General features: G+C 57.8%; 16 protein-coding genes. 7 read left to right on the forward strand and 9 right to left on the reverse strand.

Features of this window, described 5'->3' with window-relative positions; all coding sequences use genetic code 11:
* Nucleotides 1-41: 41 nt before the first annotated feature.
* Nucleotides 42-449: a hypothetical protein gene (locus ASB66_RS08040; RefSeq protein WP_081088895.1), complete on the forward strand. Its 408-nt coding sequence runs from the start codon at nt 42-44 to the stop codon at nt 447-449.
* Between the two features lie 606 nt (nt 450-1,055).
* Nucleotides 1,056-2,432, forward strand: a complete 1,377-nt coding sequence (locus tag ASB66_RS08045; protein WP_081088896.1) for a DUF2778 domain-containing protein — start codon at nt 1,056-1,058, stop codon at nt 2,430-2,432.
* A gap of 57 nt (nt 2,433-2,489) precedes the next feature.
* On the opposite strand, the gene ASB66_RS08050 is transcribed toward ASB66_RS08045, so the two are convergent.
* On the reverse strand, nt 2,490-3,749 hold the full coding sequence (locus ASB66_RS08050; protein WP_197433260.1) for a 2-hydroxycarboxylate transporter family protein: 1,260 nt from the start codon (nt 3,747-3,749) through the stop codon (nt 2,490-2,492).
* 284 nt (nt 3,750-4,033) lie between these two features.
* Nucleotides 4,034-4,981 (reverse strand): GlxA family transcriptional regulator, encoded by a 948-nt coding sequence (locus ASB66_RS08055; RefSeq protein WP_060716430.1) that lies wholly within the window; start codon nt 4,979-4,981, stop codon nt 4,034-4,036.
* A gap of 188 nt (nt 4,982-5,169) precedes the next feature.
* Between ASB66_RS08055 and ASB66_RS08060 the strand changes: the two genes are divergently transcribed.
* The gene (locus tag ASB66_RS08060; RefSeq protein WP_060716431.1) at nt 5,170-5,844 is read left to right on the forward strand and encodes a DJ-1/PfpI family protein; all 675 of its coding nucleotides are present in this window, start codon (nt 5,170-5,172) and stop codon (nt 5,842-5,844) included.
* Nucleotides 5,845-5,908: 64 nt separating this feature from the next.
* On the opposite strand, the gene ASB66_RS08065 is transcribed toward ASB66_RS08060, so the two are convergent.
* The 7 genes from ASB66_RS08065 to ASB66_RS08095 all read right to left on the reverse strand — a co-directional run bounded on the left by ASB66_RS08065 (nt 5,909) and on the right by ASB66_RS08095 (nt 16,581).
* Complete coding sequence (locus ASB66_RS08065) at nt 5,909-8,131, reverse strand: methyl-accepting chemotaxis protein (protein WP_114386368.1); 2,223 nt, start codon at nt 8,129-8,131, stop codon at nt 5,909-5,911.
* A 987-nt stretch (nt 8,132-9,118) separates the two neighbouring features.
* Complete coding sequence (edd, locus tag ASB66_RS08070; RefSeq protein ID WP_060716462.1) at nt 9,119-10,936, reverse strand: phosphogluconate dehydratase; 1,818 nt, start codon at nt 10,934-10,936, stop codon at nt 9,119-9,121.
* A 144-nt stretch (nt 10,937-11,080) separates the two neighbouring features.
* Nucleotides 11,081-11,779 (reverse strand): 6-phosphogluconolactonase, encoded by a 699-nt coding sequence (gene pgl, locus ASB66_RS08075; RefSeq protein ID WP_060716463.1) that lies wholly within the window; start codon nt 11,777-11,779, stop codon nt 11,081-11,083.
* A gap of 13 nt (nt 11,780-11,792) precedes the next feature.
* Nucleotides 11,793-13,262 (reverse strand): glucose-6-phosphate dehydrogenase, encoded by a 1,470-nt coding sequence (gene zwf / locus ASB66_RS08080; protein WP_060716433.1) that lies wholly within the window; start codon nt 13,260-13,262, stop codon nt 11,793-11,795.
* Nucleotides 13,263-13,348: 86 nt separating this feature from the next.
* Entirely contained in the window at nt 13,349-13,792 is a 444-nt protein-coding gene (locus ASB66_RS08085; protein ID WP_060716434.1) for a hypothetical protein, read from the reverse strand.
* 17 nt (nt 13,793-13,809) lie between these two features.
* A complete protein-coding gene (locus tag ASB66_RS08090; protein WP_060716435.1) occupies nt 13,810-15,093 on the reverse strand; it encodes an NAD(P)/FAD-dependent oxidoreductase in 1,284 nt (427 codons plus the stop codon).
* A gap of 69 nt (nt 15,094-15,162) precedes the next feature.
* Nucleotides 15,163-16,581, reverse strand: a complete 1,419-nt coding sequence (locus tag ASB66_RS08095) for a glutamine synthetase family protein (protein WP_411909750.1) — start codon at nt 16,579-16,581, stop codon at nt 15,163-15,165.
* 146 nt (nt 16,582-16,727) lie between these two features.
* Here ASB66_RS08095 and ASB66_RS08100 point away from each other — a divergent pair, with 146 nt between their 5' ends.
* From ASB66_RS08100 to ASB66_RS08110, 4 genes are all read left to right on the forward strand, one after another.
* Nucleotides 16,728-17,915, forward strand: a complete 1,188-nt coding sequence (locus ASB66_RS08100; protein ID WP_060716437.1) for a BaiN/RdsA family NAD(P)/FAD-dependent oxidoreductase — start codon at nt 16,728-16,730, stop codon at nt 17,913-17,915.
* 223 nt (nt 17,916-18,138) lie between these two features.
* Nucleotides 18,139-18,285, forward strand: a complete 147-nt coding sequence (locus ASB66_RS26185; protein ID WP_156540775.1) for a hypothetical protein — start codon at nt 18,139-18,141, stop codon at nt 18,283-18,285.
* 332 nt (nt 18,286-18,617) lie between these two features.
* Nucleotides 18,618-19,478 (forward strand): LysR family transcriptional regulator, encoded by an 861-nt coding sequence (locus ASB66_RS08105; protein WP_114386472.1) that lies wholly within the window; start codon nt 18,618-18,620, stop codon nt 19,476-19,478.
* Between the two features lie 257 nt (nt 19,479-19,735).
* Entirely contained in the window at nt 19,736-22,264 is a 2,529-nt protein-coding gene (locus ASB66_RS08110) for a methyl-accepting chemotaxis protein (RefSeq protein WP_114386370.1), read from the forward strand.
* Nucleotides 22,265-22,514: the final 250 nt, after the last annotated feature.

The following is a 22,514-nucleotide window of genomic DNA, read 5'->3' on the forward strand; positions in this document are numbered from 1 at the left end:
CCTAGCCTGTGACCAGTAAGGGTGTGAGTGGGGTACACATTATGAATACAGCAGCTGGTCATTCAAATTACCTGCGCAGGGAAGAGTCCTTCATGTATGACCGGGAAGGCCGGTTTCGCATGGAAGACACCATGAATTCCGGGCGCCTGGAATATACCGAGAAAGGCATGAGCCATATGGCGTCGCGCCGTTGTGACATCATCCGTATTTCTCAAAGCGGCGCCGTCATTTCCCTGCTGACGCAATTCAATCTTCCCAAGCAATTCTATCTGGACATTCCCGATGCCCGCATCAACAAGGTGGGCGGGTTGTTGATGAAGACCTTCCCAAACAATACCGCCGAGATTCGTTTTCTGCGGTTGTTGACGCAGAAAGAGCTGGATCGAATTTTCGTGTTCAGCACCCATCCAGCCCATCGTGACCGCGTTCTGGATGTCCGCACCTGGTAATGACAACAGGTGAGGCAATTTTGGCCAGCTCGTTCTTTGTACGGTAGCGTACCAAAAATTAAATATCAGAGGCGTTGGCGGGGAGCATCAAGCTCCCCGTTTTGCTGTTTGTGCGCAAGCGGTTTCGGGCCGCTGGATGATGCATCTATCCATTTCCTTAGATTTCAAGTGATTGATATCATTGAAGATCAGGAGCACATCCATGTTGATGCGCTGGGCGTCCTGACGTTCCTATCCTAGGCCTCATCCGGAAGTTTCGGGCAATTTCGTCCGAAAGGCACGCTCCTGCGGGAAGCGCTAAAAATGCCGCAAATCCGTGGCGTTTCCTCTATTCGCGTGAATATGAGACATTGCGATGATAAAAACCGGGTTTTGTAAACCCTTTGGTTACCAAGTTTCTTCATCCTTTAAAGACAGTCGGCTCGTGTTGCCGATGGACTGGGTCTTCTGGACCGGATCTTCAGGGCGATGGTCTCAGGCGGACATGCATTTGAGACAGTTGCACTCTCTTGAAGGCGGGGATGCTTGGACATCCTCCAGCCTTGGTAAAAGTTGCGGCGTTGAGCCGCCAGCCGCTGACCGGCTGTTTGGGTACGAGTTGTGAGTATGGCGTTCGCGGTCGATTTCTTTCCCAGCACTGGCAGAACCGTTACTGGTCGGTCCGGGCGCGCAAAGTCCGTCCTGGTTCCCAGGCTGATGTCCGGCGCGGCGCTTGTCGGCGGTAGCCTTGCCGCTGGTCTTTGGGTCGCCGTGACATTTAGCACGCTGCATGGTGTCGGTTTTTCACAAGCCCCTGTCTCCTCTCCCTTTTCGAGGGATATGGCGGCGGAATTCCGCAATAGCCTGGTCCTGCCAAAGCCGCCTGTCGCGGTGGCACGGCGGGACGAAGTTCGGTCGGCCCAGGCGGTAAAGGAGAAGATGGCGCAGGTTCGCCACGAAATCGCAGCGCTTTCCACGCCGGTTTCCAAGCCACTCGACCTCGCCGGACGCGCAATTCTGGAGCAGGCGCTAGCCGTCTCCATCGCCGAGCGGGCATTGGCGCAGCGCTGGAGCAATGATACGGGCAGCCAGGTTGCCCAGGCCGTGGCGGCAAAGCCGCAGCCAGTTCAACCGACCGCTATGCCGCCACAGCAGGTTGCTGAGGCGATCCTGAAGACAGCGCCGCCCCTTGGCCAGATAAACCAGCCCTTGTCCGCGCAATTGCAGCCGGTCGCAACCGCATTGGTCGCCGACCGCGGCCGCGATCCCGTCGCTCCTTCACAAGCTGGCCCGACCACCATTGCCTCGGCTGAACCACCTGCCGCCAAGCCGATGCAGGTGGCCATGCTACCGGATGTGGTGCCAGCGCCGATCAACCGGCCCAAGAGTGACCCTTTCCGTGAAGTTCTGGTTGCACCCAAGCCTGAAACAGACGCCGACACTTCCGCCCGGCCGCAACCGAAGACCATTCCGCTGAAATCTGCGCCTGAAAAAACCGCGCCAAAGACAGTGATGGCCTATGCCCGCTCGCAGGAGGTGATGGACGATGATGAAAGCCCGTCGATCTTCCGCAAGCGCGCCTCATTGCCCGGTCGCGGCAGCGGTGTCGCCGTCTATGACATTTCCAGCGCCACGGTCTATATGCCGAATGGTGAAAAGCTGGTGGCCCATTCCGGTCGTGGCGAGAATCGAGACAATCCGCGCTCCGTCCACATCAAGAACCGTGGTGCGACCCCGCCGAATATCTATCGGCTGACGCTGCGCGAAAGCCTGTTCCATGGTGTTGAGGCCTTGCGCATGACACCGGTCGGCGGCAACAATATGTATGGCCGCGATGGCTTCCTGACCCATACGTTCCTGCTGCGGGTGCGCGGCGATTCCAGTGGCTGCGTGGTGTTCCAGGAATATCCGCGCTTCCTGGCCGCCTACAAGCGCGGCGACATCAAGACGCTGATCGTTGTGCCGACCGTGGCTGAATTGCCGAAATACATGGCAAAGCTGTAACACGAAGAAATCTCGATATGACCACGCCGCGCTGGCACCAGCGCGGCGTTTTCGTGTTCAAACCAGATGCTGAAAAGCCAGGATGGCGCAGGTGACCGTGATGGCACCGCCGATGCGGGTGGCGATCTGCGAAAATGGCATCAGGCTCATCCGGTTGGCGGCGGTCAGAATGGCGATATCGCCGGTGCCGCCCTGGCCGCTGTGACAGCCGACCACAACGGCGACATCGATGGGAAACATCTTGACGAGGCGGGCGGACAGAAATCCTGTGCCGATCAATGTGAGTACGGTGCTGACCACCGTGACCACCGTTTGCAGGGTAAAGGCGCTGATGAACGACTGCCACGGCGTATAGGAAATGCCCATGGCAAACAGCAGGGGCCAGGTCACGATGCGCGAGAAAAACGCGTAGACTTCTCGTCCGCCATCTTCAAGGCTTGGCGAGACCAATTGACCCAGTTTGGCAATCACCACCAGAAACAGCATGGTGATCGGGGCTGGAAAATCCAGAAGCCGCTGGGCCAGAACACCCACCAGATAGAAGGTGACGATGGTGACGCCTGCCGTGGCAATCATCGCGCGGTCCACCGGCTGTTCACCCGGCTTTTTGCCGTTGATGTCGATATTCAACAGGCCCGCCTGCAATCGGCCTTCGCCGGTGAGGTGAGGATAGCGTTTGCCGAGCACATTCAGCAGGCCGCAGATCACCACGGCTGTGAAGCTGCCCAGCATGACGACGGGAATAATCTGCGCGAAAATCTCGTTCTGCGGCTGAGACAGAACGCCGGAATAGCCCATGGACAGCGGGATTGCGCCTTCGCCCAGGCCGCCGGCCATGATGGGCAGGACGACGAAAAACAGGCTATGCTCGACGGTCATCCCCATGATCACGCCGACCAGGGTACCAACCAGCATGGCAGTTATCGAGCTGATCGCCAAAGGCACGAAAATCTTGAAAAAACCGGCAATCAGCACGCTGCGATCCATGCTGAGGATGCTGCCGACAATGATGGCGGCAATATACATATAGAGGAAATTGGAGCTCTTGACGAAACTGTCGATCGCTTCGGCGACCGGCGGCGGGATGAGGCCGTAAAACACCATGGCGGACGGCACCACGAAACACAGGATCGCCGCTCCCCCCATCATGCCCAGCCATGGCAGCCAGCGACCGAGCTGCATGAAGAAGAAGCCGCCAAAGGACAGAATGGCAATCGACATGGTCAGGTCGGAGGGCACCTTGCCGGTGGCGGCGAAGGCGGCAATCAATACGAAGAGAAGAACATAAATAGGAACGGGAACGACGCCGATCTTCATATCGACGATCCGCCACCATTGTTCACGCCAGCCATTTATTGCGCCAGCCGGTGTTGCGTTGGGGGGGCCGTCATCGTGCTGAGTGGGAGTGTTACCTTGCAGTCGTTCGAATGTTTTATCGGCCTGGGGAGCAGCTGAATGTTGATCGCTATCGAAAATTGATGGCACTATAAACTCCTGTCTAACGTCTGGGCTTCGTTTTATAGGAGCCTCCGCAAAGGTAAATTAAAAAAGTCCTGATGGCATGGGGCATATTTCCCCAGTGAATACGCCCTGCCGCGGCTTCAAAACCGCTCGCGATAAGCCTGGGGGGTCGTGGAGAGGATACGCAAAAAGCTTCTGCGCATGGTTTCATCCGCGCCGAACCCACAGCGCAGCCGTGTTTGAGCAACACTGACACCCTGTTCCAGCAGACGTCTTGCTGCTTCCACCCTTATTTCTTCCACGGCCCGCGCTGGCGTTCGTCCGGTGAATTTGAGGTAATGGCGACAAAAGCTGCGCGTGCTCATATGAACATGGCTGGCGAGCGTTTCCACCGATAGATCACGACGCAGATTATCCAGAATCCAGCTGTGCAAAGCGTCAAACCTGTCGCTCTCTTGCTGTAAAGCCAGCATAGTGCTGAACTGCGACTGTCCGCCGGGGCGTTTGAGAAAGACCACCAATTCGCGTGCAACAGCGAGAGCAAGGCTTCGGCCAAGATCGGCTTCCACCAGCGCCAGCGCCAGATCAATTCCCGCAGTGACGCCTGCGGATGTCCAGATATGTCCATCCTGAAGAAAGATCGGGTCCGGGTCGAGTTTGACCTGCGGAAAGCGTTCGGAAAACTCCGCACAGCGGTTCCAATGGGTGACGGCTTTACGCCCGTCCAGCAAGCCAACCTCAGCCAGCAAAAATGCGCCACTACAGACCGAGCAAACACGGCGGGCATGGGCGGCCCTGGTGCGAATCCAGGCCAGAATGTCCTCATCACAGCAGGCGGCATTAACGCCCCGACCACCGGCAATCATCAGCGTGTCGATTGCTTGATCTGCCTTCGGAAGTTCCTGGCTGGCAAGGGCAAGGCCCGAATTGGTGATCACTTGCCCCGTCTTTGCAACCAGGCGGAGCTGATAGGCAGGGGGCTTTCCCAACAGGCGCAATTCGTCATTGGCGGTGGCGAAAACCTGAAACGGGCCAGTGATGTCGAGCAATTGGGCATTCTCGAAGCCGAGGATATCGATGATACGCATAGATTGGCAGAATTCGAGGGATTGTTGGCAATTCTGCCAAGTGTCTTTCAGCTAGGGTGTCTTTGTCAATCCTCGAGCGACACTCTCGCGGCGTTGACCCTTCACGAGCGCGTTTGTGTCAAAGCCGAAAATGCGCTGCGTTCACCCTGCCCATGCCCGTGTGGGCGGCTTTCCACAAGGAGTGAAAAGTGACCTTTCATGTCGGAATTCTCGTCTTTCCGAATGTTCAGCAACTGGATCTGACGGGTCCATTTGAGGTATTTGCCTCTGCGCCGGATGTTGTCGTGCATCTGATCTGGAAAGACCTGGCGCAGATCATGTCTGCGACGGGTTTATCATTGTCACCAACAGTGACTTTTACCGATTGCCCACCATTGGATGTCATTTGCGTGCCGGGCGGGAAAGGCATTGATGCCTTGATGGAAGATGAGGATGTGCTGACATTCCTCCGGGAAAAGGCGCTAGATGCAGCTTTTGTCACCTCTGTTTGCACGGGATCGCTCGTGCTGGCGGCGGCGGGGTTGCTGAAGGATAAGAAAGCCACCAGCCATTGGGCGTCAAAACACCTGCTGGCTCCATTGGGAGCAATTCCGACGCAGGGCCGGATCGTTACCGATGGCAATGTTATAACGGCAGGCGGGGTCACGGCTGGGATTGATTTTGGCCTGACCGTTCTTGCGGCCCTGATTGGTGAGGATGTGGCCCAAACGGTTCAGCTGGCTCTGGAATATGCACCCGATCCCCCCTTTCAGGCGGGAACACCGGAAACAGCACCGGCTGCCATCGTCGCCAGGGTGCGCGAAAACTTAGCAGCAACGCTGAAGCAACGGCAGGACATTGTTCAACGGATGACTGCTTCATAATTCCTTAAATGACACGGCAGGGCGTCTGCCCTGCCGTGTCGCGTGGTTTGTAAGCTGATCCCGATCAGGCGGCGCGGCGCATGCCGTGGTCGGCCTTGTGGACCTTGAACTGCGAGATCAGATTGAGCAGGTTGACGGTTTCCTCGGCCAGTTTCGAGGTGCTGGCGGCGGCCTCCTCGACCATGGCGGCATTTTGCTGGGTCATCTGGTCCATCTGGTTGACGGCAGTATTGACCTCGCTGAGACCGGTCGATTGCTCGTTTGCAGCCGTGGCAATTGAAGTGACCTGACTGGAAATGCCGATGACCTTTTGCTGGATTTCCCTCAGCGCTTCCCCGGTGCCGGTGACCAGCCTCACGCCCGTCTCCACTTCATTCGACGATTTGGTAATCAGCGCCTTGATGTCCTTGGCGGCGGTGGCCGACCGCTGCGCCAGTTCGCGGACTTCCTGGGCGACAACGGCAAAGCCTTTGCCGGCCTCGCCAGCGCGGGCGGCCTCGACCCCGGCATTGAGCGCCAGAAGGTTGGTCTGGAACGCAATCTCATCAATCACATTGATGATCTGGGTGATTTCGTTTGAGGCTTGCTCGATGCGGCTCATGGCGGCTGTTGCGTCCTGGACGACATCGGCGGATTGCTCGGCAAACCGACGGGCTTCAGAGACCATCTTGCTGGATTCCTGTGCTCGTTCGGTCGAGGTTTTGACCGCAACGGTGATTTCTTCCAAGGCCGACGAGGTCTCTTCAAGCGAGGCCGCCTGGGTTTCCGTCCGGCGAGACAGATCGTTGGAGGCCTGGCGGATTTCGTCGGCACCGCCATTGATGACATCTGCGGATTGGCGCACCTGTTCCATCAGCAGCCGTAGCTTGGTCATGGTTTCGTTGACATTGGTCTGCAATTCGGCAAACACGCCTTGATATCTACCGCTCATGGATTCCGTCAGGTCGCCATTGGAGAGAGCGGAAACCACCCGCCTGGTTTCCGCGATACCCTTGTCTACGGAGTCCACCAGCGTGTTGACGTTGTTGGCAAAGGCGTCCAGATCTGGATTGTCGTAGTGCTTGGTAATGCGGCTGGTGAAATCACCGGCGACCGCTGCCGAGACGACTGTGGCAATATCGGATTGCAGATCGGCATTTTTCTGCTGCAAAGCGGCTTCTTGTGCAGTCAGCTGGCGAATTTTGATGGCATTCTGCTTGAAGACATTGACGGCCTTGGCCATCAGCCCGACCTCGTTATCATAGGTGAGGCCCGGAATCTCGGTCTCCAACTGGTTGTCGGCCAGCTTGCTCATGGCGGAGGTGATCGCCAGGATCGGACGGCTGATGCTGCGGGCGATCAACACCGCCAATACGGTGGCGAGGAGAAGGCCAAGTGCGGCGACTATAATGGCTGTTGTGATCGAAGCGCGCATTGTCTCCTCGATGCGAGGGCCGAGCGCATCCTGTTCTTTCTTCAGGACCAGTTTCAGTTCTTCGGTGTCCTTGGCCAATTTCGGGCCGACGGTATTCATGACATTGGTGATGACGGAATTGCGCTTGGTGATAACAGCCTGTGTCTTGGTCAGGTCGCTGATATAGGTGTTGAGATCATCCAGGGTGGCTTTGAACCGCTGCGCGCGTTCGGGAATGACAATGGCTGCGGTAACCTCGGTGGAGCGGGCCAGCGCATCCTGTGCTGCTGCCATCGCCGCTTGGTAATCCGCGGTCTCGTTGTTCAACAGGTATCTGGTGGCAGCCAGCCGCATGACGAAGGTCGAGGCCAGGAACTGAGTGGCTTTGTAAGCCGCAATATTATTACCACTGCTGTCGAAATCACCGAGCAATTGTGAGGTGGATTTTTCAATTCCAGGGCCTAGCCGGTCGAGGCTTGTATCGACCAGTTTGTCGCGTTCCGATTGGGCGGCGACGACGGCCTTGAAGCCATTTTCATAATCTGCAACGGCAGCCGTGAACCCGGCTGAAGCGGATTTCTCCGCATCGGAGCGGGCCATAGACAAGAGATTGGCGGTGCTTTCCTTGACGGTGGCCAGACGCTTATCAAAAGCAGCAAGATTATCGGCGGAATGGTCGGCTTGATATCTCAGAAAGGCCAGGCGAGCTTCCAGCATGTTTGCCTGCACGCGGCCTGCTTCATTGGTCAGCCGGGCAATGGCGCGATAATCAGTAAAGTTGGACTGATTACTGGTGTTGGAATAGACTGACATGCCGGCAATGGTGATGAGAATGGCGATAATGACGCCGAAACCACCATATATCTTGTAACTGAGTTTTACATTGTCGAGCATTGGATTGATTTCCTCTTTGGTGTCGTCTCTCGCCAGATAGATGATTAAAATCTAATGTAGATAGACATAAATTAAAAAATGTAAAATGCGTGGACTTTATAGATCGGTGCGTCAAAAAAACGCATTGTGATAACGGCGACTTTCAGAAAACCCGTTCCAGTTGGAGCAGAAATTTTGCTGACCGAAATGAATCTGAAAACCGCTGATGTAATACGGTTTCAACGCATTACTTATTTCAATAAATAACAAAATTATTTAATAAATATTTATTAGAATAAAAAGATAAATACATATATTTTTTCATATGCACAAGATGAAGCAATTTTTGGTTGTATATTTTGTGCAAAAAACAAATTTTGTAAAATTTCAATTTATCAAAAAATACAAATGGCTGAGGAATGATTTTGTATGAAAGAGAAATCCGGGAGATTGTGACGGGTTGTTCTGATAGAGGCAGTAAATCCCAAAAGAGTACAGTGGTAAAAAGATCGATGCCCCGGGTTTTTACGCATATCAAGACGGATTGAAAGCGACCTTGGAGATACAAATCGCGCTGTCAGCATCGTCGAGACTTGGTATTAAAGCGCCGAAAATCCTCCAAAGCGCGGATGCGTGAAACAGATGGATTAAACCATTCGCAACGACACGAAATACGGTGATGCTCTCATATCTTGGATGAGCTTGAATGATGCAGTGAATGGAATGGTCAATGCCACGGCGCGTTTGATAAAGCCCAGGGTGGTGCAAACCTCCCATGGGCTTGAAATATTCGAGACACTTCTACCGCATAATGCCTTAAACAACTTTAGGTTTAAAGCGACCATTATCCAGCCGATATAAAGTGCTACAGCGCCGTGCCGATTCCAGTTCTTCGGCACGAGGCTATAACCGAGAATATAAAACTATGTTTCCGCCTCAAATCGACGGATTCCTGATTCGATTTGTCATTCGACAGACCTGTCCCGCGCATTCTGAACCAGGCAAATTCTAGAACAGCACGCTGGCGCCTTGGTCTGCTGGGCCTGCAATCCGGCGCAGAGGGGCAAACAGTTCACGTCCCATGCCGAAGTCATTATCCGCCAAGTCGATGACTTCAGGGCTGCGGCTGGCAAATTCCGCTGCATCGACAAGCACTTCCAGCGTTCCCGCCACGGCATCGAGGCGGATCATGTCGCCATCGCGGATCTTGGCAATCGGTCCGCCGTCGACGGCTTCCGGCGTGACGTGGATAGCGGCAGGCACCTTGCCAGAGGCGCCGGACATCCGTCCGTCCGTCACCAGCGCCACCTTGAGGCCACGGTCCTGAAGCACGCCAAGCGACGGAGTCAGCTTGTGCAGTTCCGGCATGCCATTGGCCTTCGGCCCCTGGAAGCGCACCACGGCAATGAAGTCGCGGTTCATCTTGCCGGCCTTGAAGGCATCCTGCATGTCCTGCTGACTGTGGAACACCATGGCAGGCGCCTCAACGATATGGCGCTCCGGCTTGACGGCGGAGATCTTGATCACCGCCTTGCCCATATTGCCAGTCAGCATTTTCAAGCCGCCATTCGCCTGAAACGGCGCTTCGATCCGCGACAGCACTTTTGGATCGGCACTGTCTTCGGGCGAGGGCTGGCGGTCTACGGTGCCGTCGGCGTTCAGATGCGGCTCGATGGTGTAGGCGGCAAGCCCCTGGCCATAGACGGTGCGAACGTCGTCGTGGACGAAACCGGCGCGCAGCAATTGCTTGATCAGGAAGCCCATGCCGCCGGCGGCGTGAAAATGGTTCACGTCCGCAGAGCCGTTTGGATAGACGCGGGCCAAGAGCGGCACAATGTCGGACAGGTCGGAAATATCCTGCCAGCTGAGCAAAATGCCTGCCGCACGGGCCATGGCGATCAGGTGCATGGTATGGTTGGTGGAGCCGCCGGTGGCATGCAGGCCGACCACGCCATTGACGATGGAGCGCTCGTCGATCATCTCGCCTGACGGTGTGTATTGATTGCCAAGCGCGGTAATCGCCAGCGCCCGCTTGGTTGCTTCGCGGGTCAGCGCATCGCGCAGCGGCGTGCCGGGATTGATGAAGGAGGCGCCGGGCATGTGAAAGCCCATGATTTCCATCAGCATCTGGTTGGAATTGGCGGTGCCGTAGAATGTGCAGGTGCCGGGGCCGTGATAGGATTTGGATTCCGCTTCCAGCAGTTCGGCCCGGCCCACCTTGCCCTCGGCATAGAGCTGGCGAATGCGGGTCTTTTCGTCATTCGGCAAGCCCGTAGTCATCGGTCCAGCCGGAATGAACACGGAGGGGAGATGACCGAAGGTCAGTGCGGCAATCATCAGGCCGGGGACGATCTTGTCGCAGACGCCGAGAAACACCGCCGCATCGAACATGTTGTGGCTGAGACCGATGCCAGCCGCCATGGCGATAACATCGCGGGAAAACAGCGACAGCTCCATGCCGGGCTGGCCCTGGGTAACGCCATCACACATCGCCGGCACGCCGCCTGCCACCTGGGCGACGCCACCCACTTCGCTGGCCGCCTGGCGGATCAGGGCCGGATAGGTCTCGAACGGCTGATGTGCCGAGAGCATATCGTTATAGGCGGTGATGATGCCGAGATTGGGGACGGTGTCGCCAGCCAGCGCCGCCTTGTCCCCGGGGGAACAGACCGCAAAACCATGGGCAAGATTGCCACAGGCCAGCGAACCCCGGTTCACACCCTTGCCAGCGGCCCGGCGAACGCGATCCAGATAGGCCTCGCGGGTCGGCTTGGAGCGCTCGACAATGCGCTTGGTGATGGCTTCGATACGGTGATCGGCACTCATGGAAAGCATCCTTCCTGAAAAGGGCAGGGGAGGCGACCTTGGCACTTGTTAAAGCGCTGCGGTCGCCCGCGCTATTGGGCCTCGTTCTTCAAGGCCCGCATCGCTTTTGATACCAGCCTGGCTCTCAGGGCGTTCTGATCGAGATCAGGGCGCCCAATAAATATCGACAGGCGTCTCAGCCCGGGTCAGTACGGCGCGAACAGGCATTTCGGTCTCGTCTGTGCCTGAAAGCGCCTTGTCCAGCACCGCCTGCTTTTCCGCACCCTCAATGTGAACGATCAACAGACCGGCATCGGCAAGGCTGGAGAAAGACAGGGTCAGGCGCGGTTCGCCAGCACCCGGCGCCTCCATAGTGATCACCCGGGGCGGCAGCGTCAGGTCAAGCGCGTCTTCAAGATTGTCGCCACCCGGGAAGAACGAGGCGGTGTGGCCATCGGTTCCCATGCCGAGGATAACCACGTCGAGCGGCGTGCCAAGGTCGGACACCGCGTCGCTCGCCACTGCGGCAGCAGCCTCGATGGTCTCTTCCGGCGAATAGAGCGGCACGAATTCGGCCTCGGCGGCCTGGTTTTTCAACAGGTGCGTGGCAACCAGCAAATGGTTGGAGCGGGGATTGTCCTCAGGCACGAAGCGCTCATCGACCAGTGTTACCGAGACCTTGTCCCAGTCCAGCGCCTTTTGCGACAGGGCCTCGAAGAAGGCCTTGGGCGTGGAGCCGCCTGACACGGCCAACGAAGCAGCACCGGAGGCGGCAATCGCCTCCGTCAGGGCTGCGGCCACCCGGTCGGCCAACGCTGTCGCCAGCGCCGCGCCATTGTCAAAGCTATGCAGTGTATGCGCCATGATGCCGTTGCCCTCAGTCATTCTCGTGCCAGGTACGACCGTCACGCTCGATCAGCGCGATGGCCTGGCTTGGTCCCCAGGTGCCGGAAGTATAACCCTGTGCCTTCTGGCCAACCTCTTCCCAGCTCTTCAGGATCGGATCGACCCAGTTCCAGGCCGCTTCCACTTCGTCGCGGCGCATGAACAGCGTCTGGTTGGAGCGGATCACGTCCATCAGCAGCCGTTCATAGGCGTCGGGATTGCGCACGCCGAAGGATTCGGCAAAGCTCATGTCCAGCGGCACATGGCGCAGGCGCATGCCACCCGGGCCTGGGTCCTTGATCATCAGCCATTGCTTGACGCCTTCGTCCGGTTGCAGGCGAATGACCAGCTGGTTGGCCTCGATACGACCGACATCGCCGAAAATCGAATGGGGAATCGGCTTGAACTGGATGACGATTTCCGAAACGCGGCCTGCCAGACGCTTGCCGGTTCGCAGGTAGAACGGTACGCCCGCCCAGCGCCAATTGTTGATCTCGGCCTTGATGGCGACGAAGGTTTCCGTGTCGGAACTGTCGCCCAGCTCCTCCGTGTAACCCTTGACCGCACCGCCTGCCGAAGCACCGGCCTTGTACTGGCCGCGAACGGTCATTTTCTCGACATTGGAGGCGTCGATTGGCTTCAGCGCCCGCAGCACTTTCAGCTTTTCGTCGCGCAGCGCCTCTGAGTTCATCGAGGACGGGGCTTCCATGGCAACGAGGCACAGCAATTGCAGGATATGATTCTGCACCATATCGCGCAACGCGCCTGCCTTGTCGTAATAGGTGACACGGCCTTCCAGCCCGACGGATTCGGCAACGGTGATCTGCACATGGTCGATATGGGCGGAATTCCACAGCGGCTCATAGAGCGCATTGGCAAAGCGCAGCGCCATAAGGTTCTGCACGGTTTCCTTGCCGAGATAATGGTCGATGCGGAAGATCTGCTCTTCCTTGAAAACCTTGCCGATCGTATCATTCAGCGCCTGCGCCGAGGCGAGATCGCGGCCAATCGGCTTTTCCACCACGATGCGGGTGGATTTGGTGATCAGCTTGTGGTCGCGGATCTTGTCGGCAATATCGCCGAAAATCGATGGGGAAACCGCCAGATAGAAGGCGCGCACGATGTCCTTGCCGCTATCCAGCAGTTTTTTCAGCGTATCCCAACCCTTGTCGTCCTTGGCATCGACCGACACGTAATGCAGCCGGTCGAGAAAGCGCTTGACCTGGCTCTCTTCCAATTCATCGGGCTTCAGAAATTCCTTCAGGGCCTTATGGGCGAATTCGCGGTATTCCGCATCCGTCATCGGTGAGCGGGACGCCCCGATGATCCGGGTCGGCTCGGTGAGCTGGCCGGCCAACTGGCGGTGATAAAGGGCCGGCAGAAGCTTGCGCTCGGCAAGATCCCCGGTGCCGCCAAAGACGACATAGTCAAAGGGTTCGACAGGAATAATCTGGCTGCTCATACGGGCATCTCTCATTCATGGCCATCGGCTAGGCTGATGGCTCAGGTTATAATTCAATCGATTTAAAAAAGCCACACCCTGTGTGGTTAATTTCCTGATGGCGGCTCTGGCGCTTCGGATTGCCGAGGATCGTGAAGGATCCTTTTTGGATCGCTGTGTTGGTCGTGATCATGCGCTTTGCCTTCGCTTTGGCCGAAAAACAGCTTCGAGACCGATCCCAGAGCCCGTGCCAGGATACTGGTGCGGGTCACCGGCCTTTCATCAGGGGGCGGTGCAGGCTTCGGCTCTGGGTCGTCAGGTGCCCCTTCCGTTTCGGCCAGCAAATCGAACGCCATTTCTGCTTGTGATTGTGGCACGAGAATAGCCAATCCACCCAATCCCCTGGACAAGTGAACACCCCGATAGTTGCTTGGATTGCCGCGCTCGCCGACGATAATGCCATAGGCCTCCAGGTAAGAGCGCGTCACTAGAAATTCGTCTTCGCTATAGACTGTCGCAACGCAGACAGGGCGATCGGGAGCCTCTCTCATACTTTTCTTCCTCGGCCTCAAAAACGGTCGCGCAGGGCATACCAGCTGAGCGCCAGGAACAGAAGCGGCGAGCGCAGCCGGGACCCGCCTGGAAAAGCCGGAACCTTTAACTCCTTCAACAGGTCCAACTCGCTGGTTTTTCCCAGAACCGATTTGGCAAACAGCGTACCGCAATAGTTTGACAACATCACGCCATGGCCGGAATAACCAGCGACGGAAATCACCCCGGGCATGACCTCGCGGGCAAAGGGCTGGCGGTTCATGGTGATGCCGACCGAGCCGCCCCAGGCATGGGTCATCTCGATGCCATCAAGGGCCGGATAGATCTCGGTGATCTGGCGGCGGATATGGTCGGAAATATCGCGCGGGCTGTCGGCTGTATAGGCTTCGCGTCCGCCAAACAGCAATTGCCCGTCGCGGGTCTTGCGGAAATAGCGCACCACGAACCGGCTATCGGCGACCGCTTCCGAGCCGGGCAGGATGTCCGGAAAATCCTTGAGCGGCACGGTAGCGCCAATGAAGGAGCGGATCGGCATGACATGGGACGCCGTCACCGGTTCCAGATTGCCGATATAGGCATTGGTAGCGATCAGCACATGGCGGGCGGTAATCGTACCCTTCGGCGTTTCGATCATCGTTTTGCCGCCGCTTTGGGCAATCGATGTGGCCTTGGTCATTTCATGCAGGCGGGCACCGGCGTTTTTCGCCACTTTCGCCAGCCCCACCAGCAGTTTCAGCGGGTGGATATGGCCGGTGCCGATGTCGCGGATACCGCAGTAATAGGCGCTGGAGCCCAACCGGGCTGCCGTTTCCTCGCGGTCCATGAAGCTCATATGCGGGTAATCGAACCGGGTCGCGGCGATCTCGACGCTTTTGCGATACTCCTTGTCCTTGCCGCGCTTGTGCTCGACATTCAGCTGGCCGGGCATGAATTCCATGTCGATCTGGTGCTCGCGGGCAAAATCCAGAATATAGCGCTTGGCGTGTTCAGCCATATCGAACAGCGCCTTGGCGCGCTCGAAGCCAAACTCGGCTTCAAGCTCCTCCGGCCAGGCCCGCTGGCCGGTGCCGAACTGGCCGCCATTGCGCCCCGAGCCGCCATCACCGAACCGCCCGCCTTCGATCAACACCACGCTGACCCCGGCGCGTGCCAGCGTATAAGCCGCCTGCAAGCCGGTATAGCCGCCGCCGACAATGGCGACATCTGTCGTGGTCGAACCATCCAGCGGTTCGTATTCAGGGCGTTCGCCCACGGTGGCTTGATACCAGGAAAGGCCGGGTGCAATCGGGCTTTGCCACATGCGAAGCTCCTTTTTGAATGCTGCAAGGCAACCCGCCTGGGACAGCGGGTGCCATGACAGCAGTATGGATCAGACGTTCAGCAGCAGGAATTCTCGCTCCCAAGGGCTGATCACCTGCATGAAGGTCTCGAATTCGCCGCGCTTGACGCCCGCATAGATATCGATGAAGGCGCGGCCGAACACGGTTTCGAAATCCGGCTCGCTTTCCAAGAGGGCGACGGCTTCCAGCAGGCCGCGTGGCAGCTCGATGGAGCCCTCATTGGCGGTATCTGCCGTCGGCGCTGTCGGCTCGATCGCCTTGCAGATGCCGAGATAGCCGCAGCCGAGCGAGGCGGCCAGCGCCAGATAGGGGTTGGAATCCGAACTTGGCAGCCGGTTTTCCACCCGCCGCGCCGCCGCATCGGAAATCGGCACCCGGAAGGCCGTGGTGCGATTGTCATAGCCCCAGGCATTGTTGACCGGGCAGGCCATATCGGGCGTCAGGCGGCGATAGGAATTCACATAGGGCGCCATCATCACAAGCGAATTCGGCACATATTTCTGCATGCCGCCGATGAAGTGGAAGAATTCTGACGACGGCGAACCATCGGCCTTGGAAAAGATATTGCGGCCGGTTTCGATATCGACCACCGACTGATGGATATGCATGGCAGACCCCGGCTGGCCCTGCATCGGCTTGGCCATGAAAGTCGCAAATATCCCGTGTTTCAGGGCGGCTTCGCGAATGGTGCGCTTGAACAGGAAGACCTGGTCGGCCAACTCAATCGGATCGCCGTGCCGCAGGTTGATTTCCAGCTGGGCTGGGCCTTCCTCATGAATCAGCGTGTCAATTTCCAGGCCCTGCTTGGCCGAGAAGTGATAGATATCGTCGATCAACTCGTCGAATTCATTAATCCCGGCGATGGAATAGCCCTGGCCGCCGATGATCGAGCGGCCCGACCGGCCTTTCGGCGGATGCAGCGGGTAATCCGGGTCCTCGTTCTTGGCGACAAGGTAAAATTCGATTTCCGGGGCGACGACCGCCTTCCAGCCCTTTTTCTCATAGAGGCTGAGGACGTTTTTCAGCACATTGCGCGGCGTATAGCTGACATCCTCGCCTTCGGTGCCGACGATGTCGCAGATCACCTGCGCGGTCGGATCGGTCTCCCAAGGCACGACCGAGAGTGTCGAGAGATCCGGCAGCAGCTTGATGTCACTGTCGCGGCTGTCATAGCGAAAATTGCCGGTTTCATCGGGATATTCGCCTGAGATCGTGTGGCGATAGAGCGCTGATGGCAGGGCGAGCGAGGTATTGCTGGTGAATTTTGAGCTCGGCATCATCTTGCCGCGCGGCACACCGGCCAGATCCGGCGTGATACATTCGATATCCTCAATGCCGCGGGAGCGCAGCCAGGAGGCTGCTTCTTTCCAGGTCTTGACCCCGCGCGTCGGGCTGATATCTGGGGGGATGCCTGCTTTTTTGGACGCTGCGCCCTTGGGTCTGAGCATTGTCTTTTTTGCAGGCATGTCTCACCGGATCTGTGTTGATAATGATGCCATCATATCCGCCTCGCTGGAATTGGCGAGGGTGAATATGCAATTGACATCGCTTTGCCGATCGAAAACACAACAGACATGGCGATGATGACGAGGACATGACATTGGAAAAACGGGTGGATGTGGTGGTGATTGGGGCAGGGGCCGCCGGCATGATGGCGGCGATCCGGGCTGGCCAGCGGGGCCGGTCTGTGGCCGTGCTCGATCATGCCAAGGCACCGGGCGAAAAGATCCGCATTTCCGGCGGTGGGCGCTGCAATTTCACCAATATCCATGCCGGACCAAAGAATTACATCAGCGCCAATCCGCATTTTGCCAAATCGGCGCTGGCCCGCTTCACGCCTGCCGATTTCATCGCCATGGTCGAGCGCCACCGGATCGGCTGGCATGAAAAAACCCTTGGGCAATTGTTCTGCGATGACAGCGCCAAGGATATTATCCGCATGCTGCTGGAAGAGATGCGCGCCGCCGGTGCCAGACTGCATGTGCAGACCGACATCCGCGCCGTGGAAAAGGTGCTGGACGGTTTCCGCGTCGAGACCTCTGAAGGCACCATCACCTGCCAATCGCTGATCATCGCCACCGGTGGCAAATCCATCCCGAAAATGGGCGCGACCGGTTTTGCCTATCGCCTTGCCGAGCAGTTTGGGCTTGGCCTGGTCGAAACACGCCCGGCGCTTGTGCCACTGACACTGGAACCGGGGCTGCTGGAGGAGTTGGCGCCACTGTCCGGCATGGCCGTCGATGCGCTGGTGCGCCATGGCAAGACCGAATTTCGTGAGGCGCTGCTGTTTACCCATCGCGGTCTAAGCGGCCCGGCCATTCTGCAAATTTCCTCTTATTGGCGCGAAGGTGAGGCCATTACCCTTTTGCTGCAACCGGAGCTGGACTTTTTGGACCTGCTGAAAACCGCCCGCCGCGACAATGGCCGTCAGGCGGTGCAGACGGTTTTAGGCCAATATCTGCCGAAGCGCTTGGCGCAATACTGGACTGAACGCCATGGACTGGAAAAGCCGTTGGCCGATCTGTCCGACAAGGTTCTGGGACGTGTCGCGGACGGCCTTCGGCACTGGCAGATCAAACCGGCGGGATCGGAAGGCTATCGCACCGCCGAGGTGACTTTGGGCGGCGTCGATACCCAGGCGCTGGACTCCAAAACCATGCAAGCCAAGGCGGTGCCGGGTCTTTATTTCATCGGCGAAGCCGTGGATGTCACGGGATGGCTGGGTGGCTATAATTTCCAGTGGGCCTGGGCGTCGGGCCATGCAGCGGGCCTTTCGGCATAGTCTTTCCCTTCTAGGCGAGACGATACGATTTGTTTACCGCAATTGTGTCCTGCATGGGCAAGTCTTGATTCATGCCGCATTCCCGCCACCATCTTTCAATAGTTGTTAATATACCTCAGTCATCGTGATCTTCCGCCTCGTTGTTTTGCTGTTTTTCGGGACGGGTTAGGGTTACGATCAAGGTCGGGGTGATTCCCCGCTTAACTTTTGGAAAGTGCTGCCAATGAACAGACCCATCCGGAAGGCCCGTGCCATTGCTATCGCCAAGGCGCGCGACGATCAGAACAAGCTTATCCTGCGCAGCGCTGGCCTCGGCCTGATGGCCTGCTTCATGGTCTATGGCCTGATGCTGATCGGCGTTATCGGCTGATCAGAACTTGGCGCCTGCGGCAAAGCGGCGACTGTCGCTTCCGCGTGCGTGTCCACATCCTCCGGCGCACAACTGCGGCACTTTCGCATGCCGAAAACTCTGGAAACGATCCGGCTTAGGCGCGGCCAGGATGGCTCACTGTAAAACCTGTAAAACGCATCCTCTTGCTGGGCGGGCGTCAAGGCATGACGGTTCATCGCCTCTCGTCGTATGGTCTCCTGAAAGGCAAGCAATCCTATAAAGTCCATGGCCGTCATCTCCAGTGTTCTGGAGAAGGCTAGCGTTTCATGGATGATGGATATATCGCCGAGTTTGCGCTATATCGTTCACTCATGAAAAACCTGCCCTGGGATACCTACCAGTTGTTCATCGAGGTGGCGCGCAATGGCGGACTGACTGGGGCTGTGCAATCCACCGGCCTTAGTGCGGCCACCCTTGGCCGGCGGATGGTGGAGCTGGAGCAAAAGCTAGGCAGGGTCCTGTTTCACCGCGCCCAGACGGGGTATACGTTAACAGCGGACGGTCGCGCCCTGCTTGATCATCTGAAATCTTTCGAGGCGGCGGAGCGCGGCATAGACCTCTGGCGCCAACAGGCGTCGCAGCCAGCACTGGTGCGGGTGACGGCGGGAACATGGATTTCCTGGCTAATCGCTCAAAACCTGCCGAAGCTTTGCCGGAGCACTGATCGCTTTCGCCTCGATTTGCACATTACCGAAGAGCGCGCAGCCCTTGCGCATCGCGAAACCGATATTGGTATCCGGGCTTTTGAGCCGCAGGAGAGCAATCTCGCCAGGGTCCCGCTTGGCGAAGTTGCCTACGCGGCCTATCGCCACCGCCTTGCCGACGAATTGCAAGTGCAGCCCTGGATCGCGGTCCCGCAGGATGCGGCAATCTCGGCCTATTTGAAGTGGCCGCATCAGCATAAGGCCGAACAGATCCTGATCACCGTCAACCGCCCGCGCTCCCTCAAGGATATGGCGGTTTCGGGCATGGGCCTTGCGGTCCTGCCGTGTTTTGTCGGTGATAGCCATCCCCAGCTTCAGCGGGTTGGTGATGAGATTACCGAATTGCGCCATCGGCAATGGTTGGTCACCAATAATGACGACCGCCACAGACGTGAGATCCGCGATTGCGCCGAGCGTTTGACTGCCCTGATGAGAGACTTTGCGGATGCCTTCGCCGGGCGGCGATAGAGGTGAAACCAGATGCTTCGAATAAACGCTTGGGTATTTCTGCTTAATAAAAGCAACTCAAGGTTTATTTTCGTGTGCCGAAAATAGAAACTTATGCAGAGTGCGTTGCTTTTTAGAACGAAGTGGTCGTGGATCACTATAAGTCGATATAGAATATTCAGAATTTCTTCAGACCACCATGCAAGAAAAGAAAGGCGGCATTTTTATTCGTTTATTCGAATTAATTAATTTCGCCCTTTGTTTTCGGGGGTTTGGCTATGGTATTTGATCGTCTACTTTCTCGGTGCAAGATTCAGACTAAGGTTCTGGTCTTCATCGTTCCGTTCGTTCTCAGTATTTCTGCCGTTGGTCTGACCGGCTACTACGCATCGCGTATCCTGCAAGGGCAGATGGAAGTCACCAATAATGTGGTCAACACATTGAGTGGCTTTAAGAATGTCTATGCGGCGATGACCGCTTTCCTGCAAAAGACCACGGATGCGTCGAAAACGGCGCTGGATCAGGAGCTGGATAAGCAGTTGACCAGTTTGAAGACCATGCGCACGTCGATTGACGGTCTGGGCGGGGCGGCGCAGGTCGATGCGGCGATTGCCGGAACAGAATCGATTGCCGGTCAGGTCAAGCGCCTGTGGGAACTGAACCAGGGCGCGGCGGATCTGCGTGCGGCCCTGGAGGCTGACACCCAGCAATTGTCCAGCCAGCAGAGCGATCTGCTTTCCTATTCCACCAGTGTCCGCGAGGCGCTGGCCAAGGATGAAAATCAGGCCAAGACCATGTTGCGTGATTCCGACCGGCTGACGCGCGGCGCCAATCTGATTGCCGATCTGGTCACAGACTTCAACAGTGCCACAGACCCTGAGGCGAAGATGAGCCTGGTCAAGGCGCAGATGCCGGGACTGAAAAAGGCCGCCACCGATATCGCCGCCGCCCTGCCTGTGGAACAGACCGTGCTCGGCACATCGCTGACTGACAATATTCAGCAATTGGCCTCCCAGGTCGAAATCGGCGTGACCAATGACACAACGGTTGGCGCAGCCGAACAGGCGATCAACCTGATGCGGCCGGTGTCCATCCGCTTGCAGGGCGCGTCTACCTTGAAATCCCGACAGGCAACGGCGGTGTTTGGAACGCTCGACCAGCCGATTGCCGAAGCGACCGCTTTGCTCACTGCCACACGCCAGCTGGTGGATATCGGTAATGGGGTTGAACTGCGCAGTTCACGCTTCATGGCGGCAGCATCGGCGGATGGCCTGCAAAAATTGCAGGCCTCGCTTGGCACCCTGAAGCGTCGTGCCGCGGCCATGGCCAAGGACCCCAATGTTAGCGCCGACATCAAGGCGAAGCTGGCGCAAATCGCGCCGTTGACAGAGGTTATGGCCGAAAAGGCCACTCAGCTGGTGGCCATGGATGGCCAGAGAACAGCCGCTTTCCTTGCCGCTGCCCGCGATATCGACACCATCTGGTCGCAACTCAGCGATTTTGCTGCCTCCCAGCGCCAGGTGGCCGATCAGCAGAGCGACGCTGCCGATACCATGTCAGCTCTGGCTCTGCTGGCGGGCGTCGTTATCGCCATTGTCGCTGGCATTGGTTTGATCGCCACCTTCAAGGGGCCGATCAACCAGATCACCGCTGCCATGCGGCGCCTGGCATCCGGCGATCTCGAGATCGAGATTGCTGGCGGCGCGCGTCCCGATGAAATTGGCGATATGGCCCGCGCCCTTGGCGTGTTCAAGGACAATGCCGAGGCGAAGATCCGCGCCGAGACCGAGGGTGCGCGGGTTAGGGCTGAAAGCGAGGCTGAGCGTGCCCGCAACGACGCGGAAAAGCAGCAGGCCGACCAGGACGTGCAATTTGCGGTGACAGAACTGGCGGCCGGGCTGGAGCGTCTCGCCAATGGCGATGTCTCCGCCACGCTGGATCATCCCTTTGCCGGGCGCATGGAACAGTTGCGCAGCGACTTCAATCGCTCGCTGACCCGGCTGAAGGAAACCATCGGCCTGATCCAGGGCAATGTCACCGCCATTCAGGGCAATGTGCAGCAAATGGCCCATTCCACCGACGACCTGTCGCGCCGCACGGAAACCCAGGCTGCCTCGCTGGAAGAAACCGCCGCCGCCGTCAACGAAGTCACCTCCAATGTCCGCCAGGCCGCCAACAAAGCGCGTGAGGTCAATGACATCGTTGGCGAAACCCGAGGGAATGCCGAGAAATCGGCCGTGGTGGTCGGTAATGCCGTCTCTGCCATGGGCCGGATCGAGGATGCCTCAAAGAAGATCGAGCAGATCATCAGCGTCATCGAGGAAATCGCCTTCCAGACCAACCTGTTGGCGCTGAATGCCGGTGTCGAGGCGGCCCGTGCTGGCGAGGCGGGCAAGGGCTTTGCCGTCGTTGCCCAGGAAGTGCGCGAGCTGGCACAACGCTCTGGCCGCGCCGCAAAAGATATCAAGACACTGATCAATACCTCCACCGAAGAGGTCAATGCCGGGGCGAGGCTGGTGCAGGAAACCGGTGCGGCGCTGACCGTCATCAGCCAGCAGATCGCCACGATCAGTACCCATGTTGAAGGCATAGCCGCCGCCAGCCGCGACCAATCGGCTGCCCTTGGCGAAGTCAACAGCGCTGTTGGCCAGATGGACAGCCTGACCCAGCAAAACGCCGCCATGGTCGAAGAAACCTCCGCCGCCAGCCGCCAGCTGGCCGACGAGGCCGATCAATTGGTGGGGCTGTTGCAGCAGTTCAAGCTGGAAAGCGGTGTTCAGGCCGGGCGGTGGGACCGGGCGGCTTGATAGATATGGTATGAGGTGATGGGCGCCCGGTCGAGAGACCGGGCGTTTTTTATGAGCGTTTGATATGAAATTATAAGCGGCATATCTGAGAGCAAGAGCCGCCATGATGTAAGTTCGCCGTTTATGGCTCCGCCCCCTCATCCTGCTGCCGGGTGGGAGGCAACCGCCCGGCAAAACCAATATCTCACATTTTATTATCCAAGAAGTTGGAAGGAGCCGCAGCGCCTGTTGTTTTCTCGCCCCAGTGGAG

Origin of the sequence: Gillisella vitis, assembly GCF_001541345.2 — a bacterium.
Classification (GTDB): Bacteria; Pseudomonadota; Alphaproteobacteria; order Rhizobiales; family Rhizobiaceae; genus Allorhizobium; species Allorhizobium vitis.

Coding starts and splice junctions, on each gene's coding strand:
- ASB66_RS08040 (WP_081088895.1), top strand. CDS start 42: ATGAATACAGCAGCTGGTCATTCAAATTACCTGCGCAGGGAAGAGTCC.
- ASB66_RS08085 (WP_060716434.1), bottom strand. CDS start 13,792: ATGAGAGAGGCTCCCGATCGCCCTGTCTGCGTTGCGACAGTCTATAGC.
- edd (WP_060716462.1), bottom strand. CDS start 10,936: ATGAGTGCCGATCACCGTATCGAAGCCATCACCAAGCGCATTGTCGAG.
- pgl (WP_060716463.1), bottom strand. CDS start 11,779: ATGGCGCATACACTGCATAGCTTTGACAATGGCGCGGCGCTGGCGACA.
- ASB66_RS08090 (WP_060716435.1), bottom strand. CDS start 15,093: ATGTGGCAAAGCCCGATTGCACCCGGCCTTTCCTGGTATCAAGCCACC.
- ASB66_RS08100 (WP_060716437.1), top strand. CDS start 16,728: ATGACATTGGAAAAACGGGTGGATGTGGTGGTGATTGGGGCAGGGGCC.
- ASB66_RS08105 (WP_114386472.1), top strand. CDS start 18,618: ATGAAAAACCTGCCCTGGGATACCTACCAGTTGTTCATCGAGGTGGCG.
- ASB66_RS26185 (WP_156540775.1), top strand. CDS start 18,139: ATGAACAGACCCATCCGGAAGGCCCGTGCCATTGCTATCGCCAAGGCG.
- ASB66_RS08055 (WP_060716430.1), bottom strand. CDS start 4,981: ATGCGTATCATCGATATCCTCGGCTTCGAGAATGCCCAATTGCTCGAC.
- ASB66_RS08065 (WP_114386368.1), bottom strand. CDS start 8,131: ATGCTCGACAATGTAAAACTCAGTTACAAGATATATGGTGGTTTCGGC.
- zwf (WP_060716433.1), bottom strand. CDS start 13,262: ATGAGCAGCCAGATTATTCCTGTCGAACCCTTTGACTATGTCGTCTTT.
- ASB66_RS08110 (WP_114386370.1), top strand. CDS start 19,736: ATGGTATTTGATCGTCTACTTTCTCGGTGCAAGATTCAGACTAAGGTT.
- ASB66_RS08050 (WP_197433260.1), bottom strand. CDS start 3,749: ATGAAGATCGGCGTCGTTCCCGTTCCTATTTATGTTCTTCTCTTCGTA.
- ASB66_RS08045 (WP_081088896.1), top strand. CDS start 1,056: ATGGCGTTCGCGGTCGATTTCTTTCCCAGCACTGGCAGAACCGTTACT.
- ASB66_RS08095 (WP_411909750.1), bottom strand. CDS start 16,581: ATGCTCAGACCCAAGGGCGCAGCGTCCAAAAAAGCAGGCATCCCCCCA.